Source organism: Streptomyces sp. IMTB 2501 (genome assembly GCF_001953885.1).
In the GTDB taxonomy this organism is placed as follows: domain Bacteria; phylum Actinomycetota; class Actinomycetes; order Streptomycetales; family Streptomycetaceae; genus Streptomyces.
In genome coordinates this window covers 99,852-122,569 of record NZ_MQUS01000010.1, presented here as the reverse complement: position 1 = coordinate 122,569, position 22,718 = coordinate 99,852, and the positions used below count along the sequence as shown (strand labels likewise).

General features: G+C 70.6%; 18 protein-coding genes and 2 pseudogenes. 7 read left to right on the top strand and 13 right to left on the bottom strand.

What is annotated here, in order from left to right; all coding sequences use genetic code 11:
• Positions 1-38 precede the first annotated feature (38 nt).
• Entirely contained in the window at positions 39-1,409 is a 1,371-nt protein-coding gene (locus AV521_RS19090) for a rhodanese-like domain-containing protein (RefSeq protein ID WP_256725609.1), read from the top strand.
• On the top strand, positions 1,406-2,698 hold the full coding sequence (locus tag AV521_RS19085) for an MFS transporter (protein ID WP_076089670.1): 1,293 nt from the start codon (positions 1,406-1,408) through the stop codon (positions 2,696-2,698). Before AV521_RS19090 ends, AV521_RS19085 begins: the two co-directional genes overlap by 4 nt.
• A 799-nt stretch (positions 2,699-3,497) precedes the next feature.
• Here AV521_RS19085 and AV521_RS19080 read toward each other — a convergent pair.
• Positions 3,498-4,307: pseudogene (locus tag AV521_RS19080) on the bottom strand (carbonyl reductase).
• Positions 4,308-4,561: 254 nt separating this feature from the next.
• Here AV521_RS19080 and AV521_RS19075 point away from each other — a divergent pair.
• Complete coding sequence (locus AV521_RS19075; protein WP_076089669.1) at positions 4,562-5,290, top strand: dienelactone hydrolase family protein; 729 nt, start codon at positions 4,562-4,564, stop codon at positions 5,288-5,290.
• Between the two features lie 10 nt (positions 5,291-5,300).
• Here AV521_RS19075 and AV521_RS50950 read toward each other — a convergent pair whose 3' ends face one another.
• Positions 5,301-5,426 carry a hypothetical protein gene (locus AV521_RS50950; protein WP_256725608.1) on the bottom strand — a complete coding sequence of 42 codons (126 nt, stop codon included), beginning with the start codon at positions 5,424-5,426 and terminating at the stop codon, positions 5,301-5,303.
• 251 nt (positions 5,427-5,677) lie between these two features.
• Here AV521_RS50950 and AV521_RS19070 point away from each other — a divergent pair.
• A pseudogene (locus AV521_RS19070) lies at positions 5,678-6,034 on the top strand (hypothetical protein); the annotation flags it as partial.
• Positions 6,035-6,088: 54 nt separating this feature from the next.
• On the opposite strand, the gene AV521_RS19065 reads toward AV521_RS19070, so the two are convergent.
• The 5 genes from AV521_RS19065 to AV521_RS19045 all read right to left on the bottom strand — a co-directional run bounded on the left by AV521_RS19065 (position 6,089) and on the right by AV521_RS19045 (position 11,393).
• Complete coding sequence (locus AV521_RS19065) at positions 6,089-6,793, bottom strand: CBS domain-containing protein (protein ID WP_076089668.1); 705 nt, start codon at positions 6,791-6,793, stop codon at positions 6,089-6,091.
• A gap of 140 nt (positions 6,794-6,933) precedes the next feature.
• Entirely contained in the window at positions 6,934-8,652 is a 1,719-nt protein-coding gene (locus AV521_RS19060; RefSeq protein WP_076089667.1) for a GAF domain-containing protein, read from the bottom strand.
• A 374-nt stretch (positions 8,653-9,026) separates the two neighbouring features.
• On the bottom strand, positions 9,027-9,515 hold the full coding sequence (locus AV521_RS19055; protein ID WP_218639357.1) for a cytochrome P450: 489 nt from the start codon (positions 9,513-9,515) through the stop codon (positions 9,027-9,029).
• A gap of 30 nt (positions 9,516-9,545) precedes the next feature.
• Positions 9,546-10,223: a pyridoxamine 5'-phosphate oxidase family protein gene (locus AV521_RS19050; RefSeq protein ID WP_076089803.1), complete on the bottom strand. Its 678-nt coding sequence runs from the start codon at positions 10,221-10,223 to the stop codon at positions 9,546-9,548.
• 99 nt (positions 10,224-10,322) lie between these two features.
• Complete coding sequence (locus AV521_RS19045; protein WP_076089666.1) at positions 10,323-11,393, bottom strand: zinc-dependent alcohol dehydrogenase family protein; 1,071 nt, start codon at positions 11,391-11,393, stop codon at positions 10,323-10,325.
• A 212-nt stretch (positions 11,394-11,605) separates the two neighbouring features.
• Here AV521_RS19045 and AV521_RS19040 point away from each other — a divergent pair, with 212 nt between their 5' ends.
• Together AV521_RS19040 and AV521_RS19035 are read left to right on the top strand one after the other, a co-directional pair.
• Positions 11,606-11,998 (top strand): STAS domain-containing protein, encoded by a 393-nt coding sequence (locus tag AV521_RS19040; protein ID WP_079249307.1) that lies wholly within the window; start codon positions 11,606-11,608, stop codon positions 11,996-11,998.
• 539 nt (positions 11,999-12,537) lie between these two features.
• Positions 12,538-13,239, top strand: coding sequence for a response regulator transcription factor (locus tag AV521_RS19035; RefSeq protein ID WP_076089665.1), 702 nt, complete (start codon positions 12,538-12,540; stop codon positions 13,237-13,239).
• Between the two features lie 44 nt (positions 13,240-13,283).
• Here AV521_RS19035 and AV521_RS19030 read toward each other — a convergent pair whose 3' ends face one another.
• The 4 genes from AV521_RS19030 to AV521_RS19015 form a co-directional block, all read right to left on the bottom strand.
• Positions 13,284-13,727 (bottom strand): universal stress protein, encoded by a 444-nt coding sequence (locus AV521_RS19030; RefSeq protein WP_076089664.1) that lies wholly within the window; start codon positions 13,725-13,727, stop codon positions 13,284-13,286.
• A 197-nt stretch (positions 13,728-13,924) separates the two neighbouring features.
• Positions 13,925-16,678: an alkaline phosphatase family protein gene (locus AV521_RS19025; RefSeq protein WP_076089663.1), complete on the bottom strand. Its 2,754-nt coding sequence runs from the start codon at positions 16,676-16,678 to the stop codon at positions 13,925-13,927.
• A 7-nt stretch (positions 16,679-16,685) separates the two neighbouring features.
• Positions 16,686-18,068 (bottom strand): ABC transporter permease, encoded by a 1,383-nt coding sequence (locus AV521_RS19020; protein WP_076089662.1) that lies wholly within the window; start codon positions 18,066-18,068, stop codon positions 16,686-16,688.
• Entirely contained in the window at positions 18,065-19,117 is a 1,053-nt protein-coding gene (locus tag AV521_RS19015) for an ABC transporter ATP-binding protein (protein ID WP_079249306.1), read from the bottom strand. The genes AV521_RS19020 and AV521_RS19015 overlap by 4 nt, the downstream gene beginning before the upstream one ends.
• Positions 19,118-19,401: 284 nt before the next feature.
• Between AV521_RS19015 and AV521_RS19010 the strand changes: the two genes are divergently transcribed.
• A complete protein-coding gene (locus tag AV521_RS19010) occupies positions 19,402-20,628 on the top strand; it encodes a glycoside hydrolase family 88 protein (RefSeq protein ID WP_179023220.1) in 1,227 nt (408 codons plus the stop codon).
• Between the two features lie 444 nt (positions 20,629-21,072).
• On the opposite strand, the gene AV521_RS49335 is transcribed toward AV521_RS19010, so the two are convergent.
• The gene (locus tag AV521_RS49335; RefSeq protein WP_179023218.1) at positions 21,073-21,345 is read right to left on the bottom strand and encodes a hypothetical protein; all 273 of its coding nucleotides are present in this window, start codon (positions 21,343-21,345) and stop codon (positions 21,073-21,075) included.
• Positions 21,346-21,809: 464 nt separating this feature from the next.
• Positions 21,810-22,685 carry an ABC transporter permease gene (locus AV521_RS19000; RefSeq protein WP_079249305.1) on the bottom strand — a complete coding sequence of 292 codons (876 nt, stop codon included), beginning with the start codon at positions 22,683-22,685 and terminating at the stop codon, positions 21,810-21,812.
• Between the last annotated feature and the right edge of the window lie 33 nt (positions 22,686-22,718).

Here is a 22,718-nt window from a genome sequence, read left to right as displayed (position 1 = left end):
ATATTGTAGATGACGTACCGGACCTTGGAGGAACCACCGTGGGCATCGCCGACGACTTTCTGATCCCACTCGTCGACGAAGGGCTGGGCAACAGCGCCTATCTGGTCGATCTGGGCGACGGCCGGGCCCTGGCCGTGGATGCGAGCCGCGATCTGCGTGCCCTGCACGCCGCCGCCACCCGGCGCGGACTGCGTGTGGCGTTCGCGGCCGACACTCATCTGCACGCCGACTTCCTGTCCGGGGCCGTCCAGCTCGGCCACGACCACGGGGCCACGGTGCTGGCCTCGGCCGCCGGACGTCGTGCCTTCGAGCACCAGGGTCTGGCGGACGGCGACGAGGTCGATCTGGGCGGGCTGACGCTGCGCGCCCTGGCCACCCCCGGGCACACCGACGAGCACCTGTCCTTCCTGCTGCTGGACGGCGACCGCCCGCTCGGGGCGTTCACCGGCGGCTCGCTGATCGTGAACTCGGCCGCCCGCACCGATCTCCTGGGCGCGGAGCGCACCGAGGAGCTGGCCCGCGCGCAGTACCGCTCCCTGCGGCGGCTGACCCGGCTGCCGGACGAGACGGCGGTGTGGCCCACCCATGGAGCGGGGTCGTTCTGCTCCGCCCCGCCCGGTACCGAGCGCACCACCACCGTCGGCGCAGAGAAGCGGGCGAACCCGCTGCTCGCCGCGCTCGACGAGGACGCCTTCGTGGCCCGGCTGATCGCCGGCCTCGGCAGCTACCCCGCCTATTTCGACCGGCTCGCCGAGCTCAATCGGCGTGGCCCCGCGGTCCTGACCGCCGTACCACTACTGCCCGCCCTGGAGGCCGGTCAGGTGCGTGCGCTGCTGGCCGACGGCGGCCACGTGGTCGATGTCCGTCCCGCGGCCCGGTACGCCGCCGGACACATACCGGGGTCGCTCTCCATACCCCTGCGCGACCAGTTCGCCACCTGGCTGGGGTGGCTCCTGCCCGGCGATGCCCGCATCGCCTTCGTCGCCGACGAGGAGCAGGATCTGTCGGAGATCGTCTGGCAGGCGTACAAGATCGGCTACGAGCGTCTCGCCGGCCGTCTCCCGGGAGGCATGACCGCCTGGCAGGAGGCCGGCCTCCCCACCTCTGCCACCGCGTTCGTCACCGCCGACCAGGCGCCGGCGGCCCCGTACGTCGACGTCCGGCAGGAGGCCGAGTACGCCGCCGGGCGCGTGCCCGGCGCTCTCCACCTCGAACTCGGTGCCCTCGCTGCCCATGCCTCCGAGGTCCCGCACGGCGCCATCGTGGCCTGCGGGCACGGGGAGCGTGCCATGACCGCCGCCAGCCTCCTGGAACGCGCCGGCCACAGCGGCCTCACGGTGCTGAACGGCGGCCCCGGCGACTACGCCGCCGCCCACGGCCGGCACCTCATCGAGGGCGGCGCCCGATGAGCACGACGACCGAGCCCGCGGCCAAGTCCGTTCGGCTGGGACTCCGGGAGAACTGGCTGCAGTTCACGCTGCTCGTCGTCGTCAACGTCTGTGTCGGCGGCCTGGTCGGACTGGAACGCACCACGGTCCCGCTGATCGGTGCCCACACCTTCCGCCTCACCAATGACCTGGCCGTCTTCTCCTTCATCATCGCCTTCGGTCTCACCAAGGCCCTGACCAACCTGGCCGCCGGTGCGCTCACGGCCCGCTTCCGCCGCAAGCAGCTCCTCGTGACCGGCTGGCTGATCGGCGTCCCCGTGCCGTTCGCCCTCGCGTGGGCGCCGTCCTGGGGCTGGATCGTCGCCGCGAACGTCCTGCTCGGCCTCAACCAGGGCCTGACCTGGTCGATGACCGTCAACATGAAGATCGATCTCGTCGGCCCGGCACGGCGAGGACTGGCCACCGGCCTGAACGAGGCGGCCGGCTACACCGCCGTCGGCACCACCGCCCTGGTCACCGGCTATCTCGCCACCGCCTACGGCCTGCGCCCCGTCCCGGAACTCATCGGGGTGATCTTCGTCGCCGCCGGGCTCGGCCTCGCCCTGATCGTCCGCGACACCGCCGCGCACGTCGCCCTCGAACTCTCCCAGCACACCAAGCCACTGCCGTCCAGCGAGAGCACGGCACTGGGTGCCACGTTCACCCGGACCTCCTGGCACCACCGGTCGCTGCGCGGCGCCAGCCAGGCCGGTCTGGTCAACAACCTCAACGATGGCCTCACCTGGGGCGTCTTCCCGTTGCTCTTCACCGACCACGGTCTCGGCCTCGCCGCCGTCGGGCTCGTCAAGGGCCTCTATCCCATCCTCTGGGGCCTCGGCCAGATCCCCACGGGCCACCTCTCGGACCGCATCGGCCGCAAGCCCCTCATCGTCACCGGCATGCTCGTCCAGGCCACCGGATTCGTCCTGGCTCTCGCCCTACTGGACACCCCGCTGCTGGCGGGCGTCCTCTCCGCCATCGCGCTCGGACTCGGCACCGCAATGGTCTACCCGGCCCTGATCGCCTCGGTCTCCGACCACGCCCACCCGGCCTGGCGGGCCAACGCACTGGGCACCTACCGCTTCTGGCGCGACATCGGCTACGCCGCGGGCGCCGTCGTCGCGGGTATCCTCGCGGACGCCCTCGGCCTGAACGCCACGGTCATCGCCGCAGCGGTCCTCACAGCGGGTTCCGGTCTCCTCGCCGCCCGATGGATCAGCGAACCCGGGGCGGGTGGACTGGAGGGTCAGCGCTTGGTCACCACGCAGTAGGGCGTTGGCCGGGTCGCTCACCTTGGATCTCTGCACGGCGTCGCGCGGTACGCCGTCGCCCGGACAACGCCCGCCGCCTGTGGACCCTGCCCCAGGATCTGCTGGCGCAGGCCGGCTGACAACGCGGCCGGGGCTGGAGATCAGGGCACCCGCAGGGGTGAGATCGCGAGGCGGACAGAGGTGACGGCGCCCTGCTCGACGGTCTTGATCAGCTCGGCCGGGACCTTGCCTCTGCCTCAGCCGCCGGTGTGGCGCTGCAGGTGCGTGTGAATGGCGCCGGAGGCTGGCCGTCTTTGACCGGCCGTAGGCCAGCCACGGGTCGTAAGGGCGGAAGGCGAAGTTGACGTCGTCCCACACGATGGGTGACTGCTAGTGGCCGGTGGAACTCACCATGGCGACAGGCGCGTTGCCGTCGGCGGCGAGCGCGTCGTGCAGGCCGTGGGCGAGGGCGAAATGGCCGACGTGGTTGTTGGTGAACTGCTACGCCCAGCCCTGCCCGGTGTACTGACTGGGGCAGGCCATGACGCCGCGTTGTTCACCGGGACGTGCAGCGGGCCTGCCAGACGACGGTGAAGACAGAAATGGACGCGGAGTCGGTGAGGTCGAGGCGTGCGACATGCGCCTCCTGGTTGCCGGTCGTGCCGGTGATGTCCTTGGCGACCCTTTCGCCCGGCCACGTCCCGGACTGCGAGGGTGACGGCCGCGCCGGTGCCGGTCAAGGCACGGGCGCTCGCGGCCCCGAGACCGAAGGAGGCGCCGGTGACGACGACACGGCGGGCGGTGAGGTGTCTGACGGCGTTCAGGGCGTGAGGATGCGGTCCTGTTCCACCGGGGGCGTGCCGTCGTGCCGTCGCAGGGCCTTGCCGGAGCGGATCAGCTCGCCGTAGAGGGGAGGATCGACGTGCTCGGCGAAGCTCGGGTCGAGCACGGCTTCCGCGGCCCGGGCCGAGGACTGGGCTTCGCCGTAGTCGCTGAACCAGGGGCGGGAGGTGGCGGTATCGACCCCGACCATGCCGGGGCACACGGCCGCGATGAGGGTGTCGGTGGCGAGGTCGTGCGCGTGGCGTTCGGCGGCGAGCGCGCGGACAGCGGCGACCTGGGCCACCCTCACGGCACGTTCAGCCAGATCGGCCAACCCGCCTCCTGGACGGTCCGGTTGTGGATGGCGCTGCGCGAGGACTCGACGGCGTACTCGACCTGGTCCGGGCTCGCTCCGTCGAACGGGTGGTGCAGCCGTGGGTCGAGGTGACCGAGGGTGCCGAGGCCGCTGGCGACGACGATCAGCAGGCCGCCCGGGCGAAGGGCGGGACCGAAGAGCGCAGGATCGCGTGTGTGGCGGTGCTGGAGACATCGACGAACTCGTGGCCCGCTCCGCTTGCGACTCCTCGGGCAGCAGGGGGGCGACCGCGTTCGAGAAGATGCTGTCGACCCCGCCGTACGGTGCCCAGAGGTCTTCGCCGAGATGGGCGATGGCCTCGGTGTCCGTGACATCCAAGACCCGGGCCTCGACGCCGGCGCGCGTACCGCGCCACCGGGCGACCTCGTGAGCGGCGTCCCTCACGCGCTGCGGGCTGGGCCCCGTGAGCAGGACCAGGTCGTCCGGGTTCATAGGGGCCGCCGGTCCCTCGACGAGAGCGCGGCCGAGCCCTTGGTCTGCGGTCCGTGGTGTCCGGCCACGGAGCCTCCGCAAAAACCTGTTGGTGGACCATGGCGACCCCTGCTACTTTTCCGGAGGCCGTGCCAGAGAACGAGGAGGTGGTACCCGTGAACACAGTATCGACATGGGTGCTCCCCTCCGGGGTCGCGGTCGGACGATAGGTCGTCCGGGAGCGCCGTTCAAGAGCACTCCCGAAAGGCACGACCATGCGATTCACTTCCGAACAGCGCCTCGACGACGGCGTCCTCGAACGCGCATTCACCCTCGGCGAGATCCCCGGCACCCTGTGGACGCCTGAGTCCGCACCGTCCGCACCGGCCCCGCTGATCCTGATGGCCCACAACAACGGCCTGCCCAAGGGGGAATCCCGGCTGGTGGCCCGGGCCCGGCACTCCGCGGCGTACGGCTACGCGGTGGCCGCCATCGATGCCCCCGGGTGCGGTGACCGGCCCCGTTCCGCCGCCGACGAGCAGGCTCGCGCCGACCTCCGCCGGGCGATGCAGGCCGGCGAGCCGGTCGATGAGATCTTCGAGTCCTTCATCGGCCCACTGGTCGAAGAGGCGGTCCCGGAATGGCGGACCACCCTGGACGCCCTCCTTTCGCTGCCCGAGATCGGCGGCCCGGTCGGGTACTCGGGGTGGACCGCCGTCGGCATTCGGCTGGCGGTGGTCGAGCCGCGCATCGCGGCCGCCGGCTTCTTCGCCGGGGGTTACGTGCCCCGCGCCCAGCGCGAGGAGGCCCGGCAGGTCACCATTCCGCTGCTGTTCCTGCTGCAGTGGGACGACGAAGGGAACCCCCGGCAGCGGGCCCTGGACCTGTTCGACGCCTTCGGCAGCAGGGAGAAGACGCTGCACGCCAATCTGGGCGGGCACACCGGCACCCCGTGGTTCGAGAGGGAGGACGGGGACCGGTTCTTCGCCCGGCACCTGAAGTAGAGCCGGGCCCTCAGGCCGCCAGCAGACTGTAGGCGGTGTCGGCCAGGATGCCGCTCATCGAGGACAGGTCCCGGCCCTCCTCGATGGCGGTGGCCGGCAGCTGCACAACCGCCCCGATCGCGGCGGTATCCGCCATCGGCGGTACCGGCCGGTCGGGGCGGCGCGTCTCCGGATTTACGTCGGTGAAGGTCCCGTTGGTGTTGGTGGCATGATCCGTTCCAGGAGCCGACGGCTGGTAGGCCGAGGTGGATTGGCCCCCGCTGCTGATTCCGGTGCGCCGCGGCACGCTTGTCGCGCAGGAAGGTCAGGGTGAGATCGATGCCCTCGATCTCGCCGAGCCGGCCTTCGACTTCGGCGTGCTTGCGCCGAAGGATCAGGTCCGCCTGCACTGTCGCGCTCGACCCGCATGTGCCCGGCCGCCGGTCCGCGGTCATCGACACTCTCGGTCACGGTGAACTGATCGGCTGATCCTGGCACTTCGGGCCCTGCCGCTGGCACCTGGGCGGCGAGGCCATGAGCCCGGTGCGGGCCTGGGAGTTCGATGCCGACGCCGGGCGGGCATGGTGCGGCGAGGACTCCGAGTTCGGCCTGGCGATCGCCGTCTGGGTCGGGCGCGTGGTCACCCAACGGCTGCACGCCTCCCGGGTCCGGCTGCTCGGTCTCTACGCGCCTTACGGCAGCGGTGATGCGGCCTGGCCCCGGCCCTGTGAGGAGCAGCCATGGACCGCAGCGCGCACCGGGTGAGTGGCGGATCTTCTGCCCGAGCAGAATGCGCCACGCCGTCCTGGGCCGAGCGCATCAGGGCGTTGTGGCGCCGGCGCCAGAGGTGGGAAGGCCGGCGGCGCGGTCCCGGCGGCGGGGCGGTCCGGACAGGGCGCAGTGCACGTCCACGACGCCCGGCACGGCCCGTGCGAGGCGCGCCGCCAGGGTGATCAGGGCGGTTTGGCAGACGCGGCCGGCCAGCGTGACGACGCCGTCGTGCACCTCGACGCGGATGGCGGCGGTGTACGGGCCGAAGAGACGTACGACGATCTCGCGCCGGACCTCCTCGGCGATGTCGTCGTCGTGCCGCAGGAAGACCTTCAGCAGGTCGGAGCGGCTGACGACGCCGCGAAGAAGGCCGTCACGCCCGACGACCGGCAGTCGCTTGACCCTGGTGCGGGCCATGAGGCGCGCGGCGTGGGCGAGCGTGGCGTCGGGTGCCACGGTCAGGGCCGGAGCAGTCATCAGCTCGGCCGCAGTCACGGCGTCCGCCTTGCGGACCTCGGCGGGGTGCCGTACCTGCCCGTTCCGGCCGATGTCTCCGTCGCCGTACTCCTCTTCGGGCAGCAGGTCGGCCTCCGAGACGACACCGACGACGTGTCCGGCATCGTCCAGCACCGGCAGGGCGCTGACCCGCCACTCGTGCATGACCTGCACGATGTCCTTGAAGCCCGCCCCTGGGCGCAAGGCGACGACCCGGTGCGTCATCACGTCGTTCACGAGGGCCGGAGTGCCGTTCATGGCATCCTCCAGAGGCTCCGATGCTGTCTTCGGACAGCTTCAGGCTGCGCCGGCGGACGGTCGGCGGCATGGGCCGAGTGGGCCCGATCGCATGCCTCGTCGGCCCGGCCCACCTGGCGCACGGGCTCCGGCGAGGAGGCTCATTCGGCGGGCAGTGGCACCCACCACTCCAGTGCGGCTCCGCCTCCCGCGGGACTGGTCACCTTGAACCGCCCGCCCAGCCTTTCGGCCCGCTCGGCCATGTTGAGCAGTCCGCTGCGCCGGCCGCCGGACGGGATGCCGACGCCGCTGTCCGAGACCTTCAGGCGCACCTCGCGGCCGTCGGTCGTCAGGACCACCTGGGCCCGGTCGGCGTGGGCGTGCCGGGCGATGTTGGTGAGGGCCTCGGTCAGCACGGCCACGACATGGTCGGCTATCTCGGGCGGCACATCGGTGTCGACCAGGCCTTCCATGCGCATGCTCGGGGCGAAGCCCAGCACGGGGGCGGCCTCACCGACCGCGCGGACGATCCTCGCCCGCAGTCCGCTGTCGGTGGCTCCCAGGCGTGTCCGCAGTCCGAAGATCGTCGACCTTATGATCTTGATGGTCTCGTCGAGGTCGTCCACGGCTCGCAACACGCGCTCGGCAGCCTCCGGGTGCTCGATGAACCGGCCCGCGCTCTGCAGGGTCATCCCGGTCGCGAACAGCCGCTGGATGGCGAGGTCATGCAGGTCCCGCGCGATACGGTCGCGGTCCTCCAGCAGTGCGATCTGCTGGGCGTCCTGCCTGCGCTCGGCCAGTTCCATGGCGATGGCGGCCTGGGCGGCGAATCCCAGCAGCAGCTCGGTCTCCTGCTGGAGGAAGACCGGCTCCCCTGTCTCACGAGCCACGAGGACCACGCCTCGCATCCCGCTCTCCCCTGTGCCGATCGGGACGGCCACGGCGGGGCCGAGCCCGCCGAAGCGCGGCGGCTCAGGGGTGATCCGCAGGTCGTGGACGATGTCGTCGCTGGTGACGGGCGCGGTGGCGGTGTACGCCAGCCCCATCAGGCTCTCGTGCATCGGCAGCACCAGACCGCGGTGCGCCTCGGCGTCCACTCCGACGGCGATCTCCACGGTGAGGGACTTCGTGCCCTCCATGGGCAGGGCGACCGCGGCCAGAGCCGAACCGGAGATCTCCCGGGCGCGCTCGGCGATCAGGCCCAGCGACCCGGCGCGGTCGATGCCGGACATCAGGCTGTGGCTGATCTCCGCGTTCGCCAGAAGCCAGCGCTCGCGCAGCCGGGATTCCTCGTACAGACGCGCGTTGTCGATGGCCACGCCGGCCGCGACGGCCAGCGTGGACAGCACCGACTCGTCCTCCTCGTCGAACTCCGCTCCGCCGCGCTTCTCCGTCAGGTACAGGTTGCCGAACACCTGGTCGCGGACGCGGATGGGGACGCCGAGGAAGCTGCTCATCGGCGGGTGGCCCGGCGGGAAGCCGTACGAGGCCGGATGCCCGGAGATCCTCGGGATCCGGAGCGGCTGCGGGTGCCGGATCAGCTCGCCGAGGATGCCGTGCCCTTCCGGATAGGGGCCGATCTCGGCGATCTGCTCCTCGGTGACACCGACCGTGTGGAAGGCGGACAGCCGTCTGCCGTCCGGTCCGATGACGCCGAGGGCGGCGTACTGGGCGTCCACGAGCACCGCGGCTGCCTCCACGATGGAGTGCAGGACCTGCTCCAGGTCCAGCTCACGGCCGACGGAGAGGACCGCTTCCAGCAGACTGTGCACGCGCTCCTGGGTGCCGCGCGCCGCGTTGATCCGCGCCTGCAGCTCCTCCAGCAGCTCGTCGAGTTTCAGCTGCGGCAGTCGTACGCGAGGCTCGTCGGGGCCTGTCACCGTGTCCCTCCAGATCCAGATCCCGTCGGATCAGGACCACGCACCGGCGGGTCCCCTCCACGGTATCGGCTCCGGCCTGTGGCCGGTATGCCGAGCTGACGACCGCGGCCCCGGGCACCACGACCCCACCGGCCGCCCGCCCCGGCCGAGCCGATCAGCCCGGTCAGGGGGCCGACAGCTCCTCCCCGGCGGCCCGCCCCCGTCCGACGGCCGCCAGGGTGCCCTCCGTGTACGACTCCCAGGACGGCACCGGCACTCGGCCGCCCCGCCTTTCTCCCTGCGTACCTCGACCAGGGTGTCTTCGCCGCTGCCGCCGCAGACCCAGGCCACGTGGTCTCCGAGGTGGGGCTGCGGCGGACTCGGCGGGCTGTTCATCAAGCCTGCGAAACCGACCCGTGGGGCCGGGACCCGGTGTCATCGTCGTGTGCCAGGGGGATGGCGAGGCAGGCTTCGGGAAAGTCGGTTCGCAGCACCGTGGTCACCGCGCGCCGTTCGAGTTGTGCGAGTTGGGCGCCGATGCAGAAGTGCGGACCGACACCGAAGGCCAGATCTGGCCCGGGTGAGCGGGCCGGGTCGGTGTTGATCCCCTGGATGTCGACGAGCGCGGGTGCCCGGGGGGAAAGTCGCGTTCCGGCGAGTTCGATCTCGGTGGTCGTGAACCGCCAGAGGGTGAAGGGGGCAGGCGGGTGCCGCCTGAGCGTGTCACGGACCAGTTCGTCGATGCTCCCTTCGTCGGCCGAGGGCTGGTGCGGGCGGTCCGCGAGGGCGGGCGCCATCACGGTGCCCGGGGCGGCGTCGGTGGTGAGCTGTCCGGCGAAGATCAGCGCGAACAAGTGGTAGTGCGGCGATCGACCATCTGGCATGCCCAGCGGGATCCGCGTGCCGGCCGGCGCTCAGGTCGTGATCCGGCGCCCGGTCACCGTGTGGGGCTCGATGCTCACCCACACATGGCGCTCACCGCCCGCCCAAGGGACGCTGTACGCCTGCTCGGTGAACCATCGCATGTCCCGCGGGTCGGTCACCGTCCGCGCGGGTCCGCGCACCAGAACGCTCCAGCCCTGGCTGAAGGCGTCGTCGATGCGGTCGACCTCCAGGGCCACTTCCTGGCCGGCCGCGAGGGACGGCGTCGCGCCGAGGCCGGTCCGGAAGACGATCGAACCGTCGATGATGCTGTAGTTCACGGGCACGATCACCGGCCCGGTGGCGGTGGGTACCGCCAGCCGGCCCACTCCGTGCGAGCCCAGCAGCGCCCGGCACTCGCCGAATGCCATCTCGGTCAAGCGGGGTTCGCGTACGGCACGGCCGAGGCCCGGTCGCAGGTCGGCGGCGGCGCCGGTCAGCTCGGTCACCGTGGTCTCCAGCGCCGAGGCCAGCTTGATCAGGCGGCCGGTGCCCGGGGCGGCACCGGGATGCTCCTCCAGATACCCGAGATAGCTGACGGCCATGTCAGCACGGTCGGCCACCTCGCGTCGGGTCAGGCCCAGCCGTGCCCGCCGGGCGGCCAGCCGCCGGCCCAGGTCGCCCAGCGCCACCTCGGTCACCACGTTCGCTCGCATCGTCTGTTGGGTCATGGCCGGCACGTTCCTTTCGCCCAGCATCGCCTCGGTCGCGACGTCCGCCGCGTCGACTCTCGTCGTCTGTTCGGTCATGGCGGGCACGCCCCTTCTCGATCAGGCCGCGGGAACGGCGACTTCCGCGTGCTGCTCCCCGCCGAGCACCACCTTGAGCGCGCCGGTCTGGGCGGCCTTGGCGAAGACGTCGTACGCCTCCGCCATCTGCTCCAGCGGGAAGGTGTGGGTGACCAGTTGCCCGGTCGGCAGCCGGCCGGCGGCGGCCATCCGCAGCAGGGTGGGCGTGGAGTAGGTGTCCACCAGGCCGGTCGTGATGGTCACGTCCCTGCTCCACAGGTCTTCGAGGTGCAGCGTCGCGGGCCGGCCGTGCACGCCGATGTTGGCGACATGCCCGCCGGGGCGGACCACACGGGTGCACAGCTCGAAGCTCTCCGGTACGCCGACCGCCTCCATGACCACGTCCGCGCCGAGACCGTCGGTCAGGTCGGCGACCAACTGACCGGGTGCCTCGTGGACGTCGGCCACGGCGTCGGCGCCGAGCCGCCGGGCGGCCTCCAGCCGGGCCGGTGCCGGGTCGACCGAGATGATCCGTTCCGGAGCGAACAGGCGGGCCGTGGCGATCGCCGCGAGCCCGATCGGTCCGGCGCCGACGATCACCACGGTGTCCCCGGGGCGTACCTGCCCGTTGAGGACGCCCACCTCGTAGGAGGTCGGGAAGATGTCCGCGAGCAGGACGGCGTCCTCGCTGGGCAAGGTGCCGGGCAGCGGGTGGACGGACAGGTCTGCGTAGGGCACACGGACGTACTCGGCCTGGGTGCCGTCGATCAGATGGCCCAGGATCCAGCCTCCGCCGCCCCGGCACTGCCCGTAGGCGCCTTCCCGGCAGAACCGGCACCGGCCGCAGGAGCTGATGCAGGAGATCAGCACGCGGTCCCCGGGCCGTACGGAGCGCACGTCGCCGCCGATCTCGACGATCTCGCCGACCGCCTCATGGCCGAGCACCGTGCCGGAGCGGACCTCGGGTACGTCGCCCTTGAGGATGTGCAGGTCCGTCCCGCAGATGGTGACGACGCCGACCTTCACGATGGCGTCGGTGGGTTCCTTGACTGCGGGGTCCGGGACGTCCTGCCAGGACGCCTGTCCCGGACCGTGGAAGACGAAGCCCTTCATGGCAGCTCCTAGTTCCTCTTCGTCGGCCCACCGCGGGTTCCGTGGTTCCGGCACGAGACCGGGATCACCCACACGTACAGCTTCGCCACTGGCCCGGCGGTCCCGCTTGGGCCGTCCGGCCCTACCGTGCATCCGTGCGTGCCCCGTACGGACCGGCACCCAGGGCCGAACGGCCCTACCGCCCGGTCCTGCGTCCCCGGTTCCCTCTTGCCATGCCCGAGAACGACCCGGCCGGCGCGGCGGCGGACCACAACGAGCAGGACGTGGTCATGGCCCAGCGCGTGGCAGGCGGAACAACCGTCGTGTCCCTGCAGGGCGACATCGACGCGCTGACCGCGCCGACCCTGTCGGAACGGCTCGACGCCCTCACCGCGTGTCACCGCCCCGACCTGGTGCTGGACCTGCGGCCGGTCAGGTTCATCGACTGCGCCGGCCTCGGGGTCCTGTGCCGCACACGCAACCGCACACTGGCCCGGCGGGGCCGCCTGCGGCTGATCACGGAGAGTGCGGCCTTCCGGAGGATCCTGCAGGTGACGGGCCTGGCGGACGTCTTCGAGCTGCACGCACAACTTCCCCAGCTCCGGGCCGGGGCCCCATACGGCTGACGTGCGCCCAGCCCACGGGGAACCGAACGGCCAGCCAGGGAGCCCGGTGCCCCCCTGGCCCGACCTTCCGCCACGGAACATGCCACGGATCTCGTGGAGCTCACCGTGTGCGGCGACTCGTACATCGCCGGCGATGTCATGCCCCACACGGTGGCCGCCGTCGGGCGGCACGCCCCTTCGAGGACGTCGTGCGGCTGATGAAGGACCGGCAGGTCAGCGCCGTGCCCGTGCGGGAGGGCGGGGCCCTTGTCGTCGGCATGGTCGCCCCGCCGTCACCGTCCGGGCCGACGCCACCCTTGCCGAGGCCGCACACGCCATGGCGCGGGAGCGGGTCGAACGGCTGTCGGTGGCGGACGAGGCGGGGCCGCGCGTCCGGGGCGGGCGGTGGAAGGCTCGGTGGACGTGCGGTTCGACCTCGCGCGCGGCGATCATGGAGTGAGTGGGGCCGGTCGGCCCTAGTCCGTACGACGCCGTTGGATGGATGATCAGCCTCGTGGGCAGCCCGCAGTCTGCCCGTACCCGGGGAACGAGAGGTCGTCATGACCGAGACACGCACCTTCACGGAGCAGCACCCGATCCGCGTGTTCCTGCTGGATGACCACGAGGTCGTACGACGCGGTCTCACGGACCTGCTCGACGCCGAACCGGACATCTCGGTCGTCGGCGACGCGGACACCGCGGAGCACGCCCTCGTCCGGGGCCCCGCGCTGCGGCCCCACGTCGCCGTGCTGGACGTACGGCTGCCGGACGGGGACGGCATCTCGGTCTGCCGCGAACTGCGCAGCCGGATGCCGGAACTCGCGTGTCTGATGCTGACCTCGTTCGACGACGAGGACGCCCTGCTCGACGCGATCATGGCCGGCGCCTCGGGATATGTGCTGAAGCAGATCAAGGGCTCGGATCTCGTCTCCGCGGTACGCACCGTCGCCTCGGGGCAGTCGATGCTCGACCCCGCGACCACCGCCCGTCTGATGCGCTCCCTGCGCACCGACCCGGCGGAAACGCCCTCGCTGCCGTCCGAACTGGCGGGCCTGTCGCCGCGGGAACGGGACATACTCGCGCTGATCGGGGACGGTCTCACCAACCGCGAGATCGGCAGGAAGCTGTTCCTGTCGGAGAAGACCGTCAAGAACCACATCTCCCGGATGTTGTCCAAACTCGGCGTCCAGCGCCGGGTCCAGGCGGCGGTCCTCGCGTCCCACCTGGAACCGCGGGGCTCCGGGGAACAGGCGGACCGCTGAGGCGCGCCGGTCCCCGAGCCACACCGGCCCCTTGAGGGATCAGGTCACTGCTTCTGGGCCCGCACGATCACGACCGGGCAGCTCGCGTGCTGCGACACATGCTGGCTGACCGAGCCGAGCAGAGCGGCCGCGAACCCGCCCCTGCCCCTGCTGCCGACGACCAGGACCTCAGCTCCTTCGGCCGCCCGCAGCAGCACGTCGGCGGGATTGCCGTGCACCACATGGCTGCGGACCGAGTCGGCCGCGTCCGCGCCGAGCACATCGGTCAGCTCCTTCCGCATCCGCTGCCGGGTCTCCTCCTCGTCGACATCCATGTCCACGGCCGGCGCCGACCAGCCGTACAGCCCCGGCAGCTCCCACACCGCGATCGCCTCCACGGTGCCACCGACGAGTCCCGCATACCGCACGGCCCAGCGCAGGGCCTCGTACGAGGACGACGACCCGTCGACACCGACGACCACCCGACGCTCGGCGACATCCCGTTCCATGTGTCCCACCTCTCCCACGGCTCACCCACCCCTCGACATCCCCTCCGTTTCCACGCTGCACGTGCTCCCGCCATCCCGCCATCCCGCCGGGCAAACGCGTCCCGGGCGGTGGCCAACCCCGCACCGGGCCGGAGACGGCGAGGGCCCTTGGCCGGCGGTGATGCCGGCCAAGGGCCCTCTGCCCGGGTCAGGCTGCGTCAGCCGTCGTTCTCCGCGGACGGGATGTACGCGCCCGGTACGTCGTTCGGGGCGTAGATCTTCTTCTCACCGGGGTACGGCTTGGTCCAGTTGTGGGTCTCGTACCACGTGAGGTGGTTCATCTGCGCGGGGTTCGCGTAGTCGGGCACGGCGTTGGTGCCGGTCAGCCGCTGCTGCGACTTCCAGGCGTTCCACTGGGCCACGAGCGACTGCTTGTCCGCCGGCACCTTCGCCGACGGCACGACCGACGCCTTGGGGTCCTGCGCGGCCGGGCTGTCCACGCCGCAGGAGGGCGGGGTCGTCAGGCCGTCGGTCAGCGAGGTCCGGTTGGGCAGCGCGGTGAACGGCGTGTAGTCCGGCTTCCGGGTGAACGCCCCGGTCATCGGCGTGGCCGCGCTGTCCTTCTGGTTCATCGGGTGGATCCCGAGGATCTGCTCGATGGTCCGGATCAACGTGATCTGCGAGTAGTAGTGGTCGTCGACGGTGCCGTGCTGGGCCCAGGGGCTGATGATCTGGATCGGGGCACGGTGGCCGTCGATGTGGTCGAGGCCGGCCTGGGAGTCGTCCTCGACGACGAAGATCGCCGAGTCCTTCCAGTACTTGCTGTGGGAGATCTTGTCGACGATCCGGCCGGTCGCGAGGTCGTTGTCGGCGACCTGGGCGGCCGGGCTCGCCGGGCCACCGGTGTGGTCGCTGGAGAGCCAGAACATGTTCAGGTTCGCCGGACCGTGCTTCTCGAAGTCCTGCTTCCAGATCTGCTCCCGGTAGACGTCCGGGACACTGGTGTCGAACTTCGGGAAGCCGGGCACCGACACGCTGTTGAGCGAGGGGATCGGCGAGGACGAGTTCAGCGGGTACGCGGTGCCCTGCCCGGTCGCGGCCATGTTCTTGGCGTCGCAGTACAGGTTCTGCCAGCTCGCGTCCGCCGGCTTGGTCAGGAACTGCTGGAACTCGCCGAAGTCGCGCACGCTGTTGCCGGCCGCCTGCGCACCGCTCCACAGGAAGCCCGACTTCTGGTGGCCGAGAGCGTCGTCCTCGGTGTCGTAGCTGCGCGCGTACTCACCGGCCGAGGACTCGGTGTACTCCGGGTTGTCGGCCTGCATCAGCCAGTTGTGGCCCTCGGCGGAGTTCGTGCCGATGTCGTAGGTGTTGTCGTACAGCCCGAACTGCTCGGCCAGCGCGTGCTGGTTCGGCGTCACGTTCTCGCCGAACTGCGTCAGCGACGGGTCGCCGTTGCCCTTCGGTATGTCGCCGTAGACCTGGTCGTAGGTCCGGTTCTCCTTGACGATGAGGAAGACGTGCTTGATCGTCGAGGGGTCGCCGATCCGCTGCGGGACCGGCACCGGCTGCGCGTGGCGCGTGCCCTTGGCCAGCCTGACCGAGCCGGGGGTCCAGCCGTTCTGCCGGAAGACCTTGGCGGTCTCGGCCCTGATGACCCGGTCGCTGGGCAGCGTGAACTGGGTCAGGCTGGACGTCGTGTCATGGGTTGCGTGGCCGCCGGAGCTGTCGGGGCGGCGGGCGTCGATACCGCGGGTGTTGGAGACGACGACCTTCTTGCCCACGGTGGTGATCTCCGCGGGGAAGTAGTCCGTGGGGAGCAGGCCGACGTAGCTGACCGGTTCCTGCGGGGAGGTGTACCGGTAGACGGCGACGGCGTTGGCGCGGCCGAGCGTCACCAGCAGGTGGCCGTCGTCGGTGAGCGTCACCGCGTCGGGCTCGTAGCCGACGGACGCCTCCGGCCACGGCTGGGTGGAGATGGTCTGTACGACCTTGTCCTTGGCGGTGTTGATGACGGACACGTTGTTGTCCGCGGTGTTGGTGACGAACACCGCTCCGTGCTTGGCGTACACGGCGGTCGGGTGCAGACCGACGTCGATGGTGCCGACGGCGGCGGACGGGTCCTTCAGGTCGATGACGCTGACCGTGCCGGTGGTGGTGGCACCCGTCTTCGGGTTGGCCGGCACCTGGGTGCCGTAGGAGTTGATCGTGGTGTCGCCGGGCTTCGCCGGACGACCGCCCTCGTTGCTGACGTAGAGCTTGTCGCCGACCTGGACCATGCCGCGCGGGGCGTTGCCCACGGACCAGCTCTGCTTGACGGTCCCGGTCGCCGCGTCGATGGCGACCACCTTGTTCTGGCCGTTGACCGCGGAGTACACGGTGGAGCCGTCCGCCGAGAACACCGCCGCGGCCACCAGGGCGTGCTTGCTGCCGTCAGCGGGAATCTTGACGGTCGTCGGGTTGGCGAGCGTGCCGTCCGCGTTCACCGTGAACTTGGTGTAGCCGTCGGTCTGGCCGAGCCACAGCTGCTTGCCGTCGGGCGAGTACGTCGGTCCTTCCTGGCCGACGGACCCGCTGCTGATGCGCAGGTCGTCCGCCGCGTTGGCGCCGACGCGCTGCTTGATCTGACCGGTCCCGAGGTCCACGACGACCAGCGCCGCATCGCCGTCGGTGACCGCGGCCGCGAGGTGGCTGCCGTCCGGGCTGACGGTGGACGACATGATCTTGCCGTCGTTGAGGACGACGCGGTTGCCGTAGGGGGAGATGTACTGGTCGCTGGCGACGACCTGGCCCTTGGCGGTGACCTGGCCGACCTGGTCGGTGCCGAACTGGCGTGTGGACGCGACAGCGGTTCCGGTGGCCAGGGCGACCGTGGTGATGCATGCCGTGACCAGCGTCGCCCGTCGGCCGACTCGTCTGCCGAGCAGGTCGAAGTATTCCTTCTCGACTTGGCGGCGGCGGCGAGTTACCTGCATGGAGGAGTCATCCCTTCGCGGTGGCGGGAAGCAGGTCGACGTGGCCGTCGAACTGCCAGAGCGGGTTCGGTGCGTCTCCGGTGGGGGTCCGCACCAGGAAGTAGCCGTTCACTTCCTTCGGTCCGTCGCCGTCGGCCACGAACCGCCCGTCTGCGGTGATGTCGAGCTGGTAGATGGCCTGTCCCGTGGCCTGGACGCCGGGCAGATGCCAGGAGACGACGCAACGCCAGTCGTTGCCCGCTCCCTCGGCGTCGTCCGTGACGTCGCCCTTGGTGCAGGCCGCCGTGGACTTCAGCTGCGCCTCGGTGACGGCCGGGCGGTTGAGTTGAGCGGTCTGCATGCGGTACAGGTGGGCGAAATCCTCGGCGAGCGAGGCCTGTACCTTGTCCTGCTGGATCCCGGAGCCCGTGGTCGCACCGGTCGTCACGGCGACGACCGCGACCGTGACGGCTACCAGCCCGGCGAGCGGCAGCAGCCCGGCGGTGACCACGCGGCGCGCCGATCCGTCGTCGGTCAGGTTGGTGAAGTCGCGCCGCAGGAAGAGCAGATAGGCGATCAGCGTCGCCATCACGGCCCACACCAGGCTGACCACGATGCCGATGACGAGCGGGCCGAGCTGTGCGGGGCTGGTGAACAGGCCGTTCCAGGCGATGAACGCCCAGCTGGGCAGGGCGAGTCGTACGGCGACGGGCAGCGGCAGCATCTGGGCGACCTGCATCGCGAGGGCGACGACCGCCGGAAGCAGCAGTCCCATCGGCGACCGCCCCAGTGCGACGGACCCGAGGAGGCCGATCCCGGCGAGGGCGAGGGTCGGGGCGAGTACGCAGACCCAGGCGAGCAGGACCTTGCCGGCGGCGTCCCCCGGGGAGAGCAGATGGCCGTCGAGGCCGACCAGGGGATGGTTGCCGACCGCCAGGAGGCCGCCGACTGTACTCGAAGCGGCCAGCCCGACCACGAGCAGGAGAATCACGGTGAGGCTCGCCAGCGCCTTCGCCGCGAAGATGCGACGAGGCGAGCGGATCGCCACCAGCAGATGCCGCCAGGTGCCGAGCCGGTCCTCGGAGGCGAACACATCACCGGCGACCACGGAGGTCAGCAGCGGCAGCGCCCAGGTGCCCGAGAAACCGAGGATGACCAGTGGTCCGGCCCAGCCCGTAGCGAGCATCCACCGGCCGAAGAGGGTGTCGGCGGGCAGGGTGCTCTGCTGGCTCACTCCGGCGACGAAGAGCGCCGGCGCGATCCAGCAGGCGAGGACCAGCAGGCGGACCCGCCATTGGGAGACGAGCTTGACGAGTTCGAAGCGGTAGCCGCGCGCAACAGAGACACGGGGGGAGCCGGCGTGCGGCGCGGGGTTGGGGGCTACGGCGGTCGCGGATGCGGACGCGGTCATCGGCCGGCCTCCTGCTGCTGGGCGTCGGTGCCCTCGGGTTGGGTGTCGGGCTCCTGCGGCCGGGCTTCGGTCATCTGCGGCTGGGCGTCGGCGCCCCGCGGCCGGGCCTCGGTCTCCTGCAGTTGCTGCTCGGTGAGGGCCAGGAACGCGGCCTCCAGTGGGGAGACCACGGGGCCGAGCTCACGCAGGGCGAGGCCCGACCGCACCAGTCGCACCACCAGTTCGTCGAGGGCGGGTGTCAACGCCCGTACGACGAGCACCTCGGCGCCGTGGCGTCCTCCCGCGTCGTCGACGACGCGCACACCGGGCGTGTCGGCGGCCAGCCGGCGGGCGGCCTGTGGGTCGGAGGCGACCAGCCGGTAGTCGAGTTCGCGGTTCTCGGCGGCCAGCTTGCTCAGCGGACCGGAGAAGACGATCCGCCCGGTGGCGAGGATGGTGACCTCGGAACACAGTGCCTCAAGGTCGTCCATGCGGTGGCTCGACAGCACGACACCGGTGCCTTCTGCGGCGAGCCGCGCGAGGACCCCGTGCACATGTTTCTTGCCTGCCGGGTCGAGGCCGTTGGACGGCTCGTCGAGCACGAGCAGCCTGGGCTTGGTGAGCAGGGCGGCGGCGAGTCCCAGCCGTTGACGCATGCCCAGGGAGAAGCCGCGGGCCCGGTCGTCGGCGACGTCGGCGAGGCCGACCTGTTCGAGCGCGTCGTCCACCCCTGCCGTGCGCACGTCCTGGCCGCGCAGCGCGGCCAGCGCGGCGAGGTTCTGCCGGGCGGTGAGCGAGGGGTAGAGCCCCGGCCCGTCCACGAACCCGGCGACGCCGTCGGGAGCGGCGAACGTCCGGCCCACCGGCGAGCCGAGGATCTCCAGCCGGCCGCCGTCGGCCACGGCCAGGCCCAGCATGAGCCCGAGGAGCGTCGTCTTGCCGGCACCGTTCGGTCCGACCAGGCCGTGGATCTGTCCCTGCGCCACATCCAGATCGATGCCGTCGAGTGCGACGACATCGCCGAAACACTTGGTGATCCCCCGTGCCCGGATCGCGAGGAGTGATTCCATGAGCCCCTTCTTTCGAAACCCTCAGGGACCCTAGGGACGGCACACGACACTCACAGCAATAGCCAGTTGAACGCTCAGGGAACGGAAGACAACAGACATCCGCCGCGCCGATAGCCGCAAGGTCCCGCCAATATCCTTGCCAAATAGGGAACATGACTATCCATCAGTTTGTCGCGTGTCGTTCACATCCATGAACTATACACACATGGGTGTACGGCGTTACCACTCCCGTGCCAGACTCGCTGCTCAACGCCCCAGCCGTACTGCTTACTTGGAGGCCCTCCATGAGCATTTCCCGGCGCGCTGTGCTCACCGTCGCAGCCGGCGCCACCGCAACCGGCGCCCCGTCCGCGCAGGCCGTGGCGGCGTCCGGCGGCCAGGGCTCGGCGTCGGCTGTGCCCGCGCTGCGCGCGGCGGCCGACTACGCGGTGGAGAAGTTGCGCGCCGTCGCTCCGGGGGTGAGTGCCTTTCCCGTAGGCACGAAGTTCGAGAAATGGGTTTTCTCCCAGAACGGCGACTGGGTGGGCGGATTCTGGCCCGGAACGCTGTGGATGGCGTATCTCCACAGCAAGGACGAGATATTCCACACGCTGGCCCTCGATTCTGCCCGCAAGCTCGCACCGCGCCGGTACGACACGAGCACCCACGATCTCGGCTTCCTCTTCTATCCGTCCTGGGTCACCGCCTGGCGGCTGACGGGCGACGACAGCTGGCGCGCGGGCGCGATACAGGCGGCCGGCTCACTGATCCAGCGATACAACCCGCACGGCCACTTCATCCGGGCATGGGGAGCACTGAACGACCCGAACAACGCAGGCCGGATCATCATGGACACGATCATGAACCTCGATCTGCTGGCCTTCGCCAGCCGGCAGACGGGCGACGAGAAATACCTGCACGTCGCCGTCGAGCATGCCAGGACGGCGCAACGGGTCTTTCCGCGCCGGGACGGTTCCACGCCCCACGTCTTCGATTTCGACCCCGAAACGGGCGCGCCGATCGGCCCGAACACCGTCCAGGGCTACAGCCCGGCCTCCTGCTGGTCCCGCGGGCAGGCATGGGGCATCTACGGATTCACCACGATGTATCGCCGTACCGGCGATCAGCAGTTCCTGTCCACGGCACGCAGACTCGCCGACTTCGCGGTGGGGGCGCTCAGTTCGGACCATGTGCCCGTGTGGGACTACCGTGCACCGCAACAGCCGTATGACGTCAAGGACGCGTCAGCGGGTGCGGTCATGGCTTGCGGTCTTCTCGACCTGTCCGCCGCGACCGGCAGGCAGGACTACCGGCAAGTCGCCCTGCGGATCCTCACCGCACTGTCGGAGACATGTCTGACGAGGAAGTCCAGCAGGGCGGAGGCGATAGTCGCCCGTTGCACACGGAACCGGCCGGCCGAGGACGGAATCGAGGTCTCCCTCCCCTACGGCGACTACTACCTGCTCGAAGGCATCCTGCGCGTGCTCCAGCCGCAGGACATCGACCGTGCCATTGACCTGTCGACGCTGTGACCACCGGTCCGCGGGACGTCGCGCCCGTTCGGGTGGTCATGTCCGGACAACCTCCCGGCCCCCGGATGGGCACAACAGCGTTGCCGACGGCCGGGGGACGGCTGGCTTCTGTGCCGGGTCTTGCTTGTTGACAGGGATTGTCGCGCGGCTCCTGGCCAGGGACCACCGGCCAGCGGACCAACCCCTCCGAGGCGAGAGGTTTCGCGGTGCCGAGCACCTGAAGAGCATGCTCACGAATCTCCCTGCTTACCGCAGCGTGCGCGGCGTCCAGGAACTGGCGGGACGTGCCCGGCCATGACCGCATGCGGCTTCCCCGTGCCGCATGTGGAACTGCCGCTCAGCGATCGCCACGAGGCAGTGCAGACGCCCTTGACCCTCCGGCGGGGAGCGGACCGAGTTGGAGCGGTGCTACGCCTGGACGGATCCCTCCGGGTGCTTCAGGTGTCACCTGGCGTGTGTCTTGTGGAAGGAGTAGGCGGCCCGGTCGTATCCGCCCAAGGCGTCCCGCCGGTTGTCGGCCTGCGACAGGCAGTCCCCGGTCTCGCAGAGCCGGGCGAGGGCGGTGAGCCGGTCCCCGGTCATCGGCGCGGCGGCGGCCTGCCGGCCTCGGAGGAACGCGACCACGCGCGGCCCTGCGCCGGGGGCTGCCTCGGCGGCGGAGTCGGCGGGTTCGAGTCCCTGTTTGCCATAGCCGAGGTGGGTTGCCCGAAGGGTCATACCGCGCAGCGCCCGGCAGTAGGTGGCGTGGTCTCCCGCCTCACCGCCGAGGTCCGGAGCGCTCCGCTGATACTTCCGACCGAGACCCTGTCGGTTCTCGTACATGGCCATCCGGCCCGTGAGACGGACCAGGTCGGATGCGCCGATGTGGACGGTCCGGCCTGCCGGGTCGTCCTCGACGTGCGTGGCGCGGTCGGCTGTGTCCTCGATGCGTGGGACGGCCAGCGCTGCGACATGGATGCCGCCCTTGAGTCCCCCGGCGCGCCGGATCCAGGTCTGCTCGGCTCAGGTCGATCACCTCAGTCACCGTGTCGTGAGGCTGGGCAGGGTCTGTCTCCCAGCCGACCTCTGCGCACGTTACGGGGCCCGAGTAGCCGCGGCAGGACGGCTCGACAGCGCTGCCTGGTTCCGTCAGGCACATGCCGAGTTCGACGTGCGGAGCCGCCTGACAGCGACACGGTCGACTACTCACGTGGACGGCTGGGCGTCGGCACCTTGAGAAACTTCCTTGCCTTGCGCGGTGACCCGGTGTGCACATCCGGCGCCGGGCGGTACAGGTGGTGACGGGCGACGAGCTCAAGGGTGACCGCCACCGCTATGGCCTGCACGGCCATGAGTGCGATGAGGACGAACAGTTGCACCGCTCCCGCCCTCACGGGACCGGCCCCTCCCAGGAGCATTCCGACGAACGCGCCGGGAAGCGTGACCAGTCCAACCGTGCGGGTCTGGTCCAGGCCCGGCAGAAGAGCGTCGGAGGCCGCGGGACGTGCGATTTCCATCCGCGCGTCCCGGTTCGAGAGTCCCAGCGCCATGGCGGCTTCCACCTCACCACGACGCTGGGACAGCTCGTCCAGAGCACGCCGTCCGGCGAGTACGGTCACGGTGAGTGCGCCACCGATGAGGATGCCTGTCACGGGTATCAGGGCGACGCCCTTGAGCGGTACGAGCCCGGTGACAAGAAGTGCCGCGACGACCGGTACCACGCCAGCCGCGATCGGGGCGGCCGTCAGCCACCAAGTGTGGTTGTCCGTGACTCTCCGTCCGGCTGTGCGCACGGCCACCACGAACATGACGACGAGGAACACGAGCAGCCCCCGCACCGACTTGACGGCCCAGGCAATGACCACCGAGACCACGGCGAGCTGGACGGCGGCACGGAAGCCGGCAACGAGGATCTCCCGAGCCCGGCTCTTGTGCGGGTGGGGATCGAGATGGAACCAGCCCGCGACTGCCGCCGCGCCCAACAGCAGAGCGGCGAGCAGCACACCAAGGGTTGCGTTGGCTGGTACAAGAGTCGCCCCACTCAACGTCACGTTCCCCACCTCAAGGAGTTGCCGCATGGACCGATGCGGTGCCCTCGGGACCGGTCTGTC

What these genes read in the sequence shown, in the direction of transcription:
- AV521_RS19085 (WP_076089670.1), top strand. Translation starts at nt 1,406, where the DNA reads ATGAGCACGACGACCGAGCCCGCGGCCAAGTCCGTTCGGCTGGGACTC.
- AV521_RS19075 (WP_076089669.1), top strand. Translation starts at nt 4,562, where the DNA reads ATGCGATTCACTTCCGAACAGCGCCTCGACGACGGCGTCCTCGAACGC.
- AV521_RS50950 (WP_256725608.1), bottom strand. Translation starts at nt 5,426, where the DNA reads ATGGCGGATACCGCCGCGATCGGGGCGGTTGTGCAGCTGCCGGCCACC.
- AV521_RS19065 (WP_076089668.1), bottom strand. Translation starts at nt 6,793, where the DNA reads ATGAACGGCACTCCGGCCCTCGTGAACGACGTGATGACGCACCGGGTC.
- AV521_RS19055 (WP_218639357.1), bottom strand. Translation starts at nt 9,515, where the DNA reads ATGCCAGATGGTCGATCGCCGCACTACCACTTGTTCGCGCTGATCTTC.
- AV521_RS19050 (WP_076089803.1), bottom strand. Translation starts at nt 10,223, where the DNA reads ATGACCCAACAGACGATGCGAGCGAACGTGGTGACCGAGGTGGCGCTG.
- AV521_RS19045 (WP_076089666.1), bottom strand. Translation starts at nt 11,393, where the DNA reads ATGAAGGGCTTCGTCTTCCACGGTCCGGGACAGGCGTCCTGGCAGGAC.
- AV521_RS19040 (WP_079249307.1), top strand. Translation starts at nt 11,606, where the DNA reads ATGCCCGAGAACGACCCGGCCGGCGCGGCGGCGGACCACAACGAGCAG.
- AV521_RS19035 (WP_076089665.1), top strand. Translation starts at nt 12,538, where the DNA reads ATGACCGAGACACGCACCTTCACGGAGCAGCACCCGATCCGCGTGTTC.
- AV521_RS19030 (WP_076089664.1), bottom strand. Translation starts at nt 13,727, where the DNA reads ATGGAACGGGATGTCGCCGAGCGTCGGGTGGTCGTCGGTGTCGACGGG.
- AV521_RS19025 (WP_076089663.1), bottom strand. Translation starts at nt 16,678, where the DNA reads ATGCAGGTAACTCGCCGCCGCCGCCAAGTCGAGAAGGAATACTTCGAC.
- AV521_RS19020 (WP_076089662.1), bottom strand. Translation starts at nt 18,068, where the DNA reads ATGACCGCGTCCGCATCCGCGACCGCCGTAGCCCCCAACCCCGCGCCG.
- AV521_RS19015 (WP_079249306.1), bottom strand. Translation starts at nt 19,117, where the DNA reads ATGGAATCACTCCTCGCGATCCGGGCACGGGGGATCACCAAGTGTTTC.
- AV521_RS19010 (WP_179023220.1), top strand. Translation starts at nt 19,402, where the DNA reads ATGAGCATTTCCCGGCGCGCTGTGCTCACCGTCGCAGCCGGCGCCACC.
- AV521_RS49335 (WP_179023218.1), bottom strand. Translation starts at nt 21,345, where the DNA reads ATGACCCTTCGGGCAACCCACCTCGGCTATGGCAAACAGGGACTCGAA.
- AV521_RS19000 (WP_079249305.1), bottom strand. Translation starts at nt 22,685, where the DNA reads ATGCGGCAACTCCTTGAGGTGGGGAACGTGACGTTGAGTGGGGCGACT.